1 protein-coding gene and 1 pseudogene are annotated in these 1,517 nt (G+C 67.6%); one reads left to right on the top strand and one right to left on the bottom strand.

Going from position 1 to position 1,517, the window contains the following annotated elements; all coding sequences use genetic code 11:
- A pseudogene (locus RMO04_RS07955) lies at positions 1 to 642 on the top strand (12-oxophytodienoate reductase); the annotation flags it as partial.
- Positions 643 to 678: 36 nt separating this feature from the next.
- Here the strand turns inward: RMO04_RS07955 and RMO04_RS07950 are convergent.
- Positions 679 to 1,517 (bottom strand): SMP-30/gluconolactonase/LRE family protein (locus RMO04_RS07950; RefSeq protein WP_309644247.1); only part of this gene is annotated, 839 nt, incomplete at its 5' end.

The raw sequence follows: 1,517 nt of genomic DNA, 5'->3' as shown, positions 1-1,517 counted from the left end.
GCGGCCGCCGCGGCCAAGGCCCTGGGCTATGACGCCGTCGAGTTGCACGGCGCCCATGGCTATCTGATCGACCAGTTCTTCTGGGACGGCACCAACCGCCGCGAGGACGCCTATGGCTCGGCGGCGCTGCCTGGCCGGGCGCGGTTCGCCGCCGATATCCTCAAGGCCGTGCGCAAGGCGGTGGGACCGGACTATCCGGTGATCATCCGTATCAGCCAGTGGAAGCAGCAGGACTATGACGTGAAGCTGGCCCAGGACCCCAAGGCGCTGGAAGCCTGGCTGGGCGCCCTGGTCGAGGCCGGCGCAGACATCCTGCACTGCTCGCAGCGCCGGTTCTGGGAGCCCGAGTTCGAGGGCTCGGACCTCAACTTCGCCGGCTGGGCCAAGAAGGTGACCGGCGTTCCGACCATCACGGTGGGTTCGGTCGGCCTGTCGGGCGAGTTCATCGCCGGGTTCGCGGGGGAGGCTTCGCAGCCGGCCTCGCTGGACGAGCTGGAAAAGCGCCTGGAGCGGGGCGACTTCGACCTGGTGGGCGTGGGCCGCGCCCTGCTGCAGGATCCCGAGTGGGTGGTGAAAGTCCGCGACGGACGGACCGAGGAGCTGAAGAGCTTCGACCGCTCGGTGATGGCGACGCTGTACTAGGAGTCTTCTCCCTCCCCTCAAGGAGGAGGGAGGACGCTACCCGTTGAAGTTCAGCTTCAACCCCGGCCTTGGCCAGGTCGCCTTGAACAGCTTTCCGGTCGCCGAGGCGGTGATCCAGGCGGTGGTCATGTCCGGTCCGCCGAAGCAGATGTTGGTCACGATCAGGTCGGGCACCGGGAAATGCTCGGTCGAGCCGTCGGGGTCGAAGACGGTGACGCCGCCGTTGATGATGGTGGCGACGCAGACCTTGCCCGAGGCCTCCACGGCCAGGCTGTCCAGCAACTGGTAGCCCGGCAGGTTGCAGACCACATTGCCAGGCCCGAAGCCGACCTGTGGCGCGAGGACGCCGGTCTCGACGATGTCGAAAGACCACAGGCGGCCAAGTTGGGTGTCGGCGAGATAGAGGGTCTTCTCGTCCGGCGAGAGGCCGATGCCGTTGGGCGAGATGATGTGGTCGCGCTGGCGGCTGATGTGGCTGCCGTCGGTCTTGGCATAGTAGATCGCGCCGTACTTGCGACCCTCCGGCGTGGAGCAGCCGTGGTCGGAGAACCAGAAGCCGCCGGACTTATCGAAGACGATGTCGTTGGGGCCGATCAGCCGGCGGCCGTCGCAAGCGTCGTAGAGGGTGGTGAGCGCGCCGGTCTGCAGGTCGAACCGCTGGATCATGCCGCCGACATGGCTGGCGGGCGTGGGGCCGGGGATGGTCATGCCCTGGTTCTCCAGCCACTGGAAGGCGCCGCCGTTGTTGGTGATGTAGATCGCCCCGTCCGGGCCGATAGCCGCGCCGTTCGGCCCGCCGCCGGTCTCGACCACGGTCTCCTTGGCCCCGTCCGCATGGACGCGGGTCAAGCGCTGACCCTTGATCTCGGTGAGGA

The sequence above is a fragment of the Phenylobacterium sp. genome (assembly GCF_031412415.1).
Lineage (GTDB): Bacteria > Pseudomonadota > Alphaproteobacteria > Caulobacterales > Caulobacteraceae > Phenylobacterium.
The sequence above is the reverse complement of the archived record's forward strand: the minus strand, read 5'-3'. Positions and strand labels throughout refer to the sequence as shown.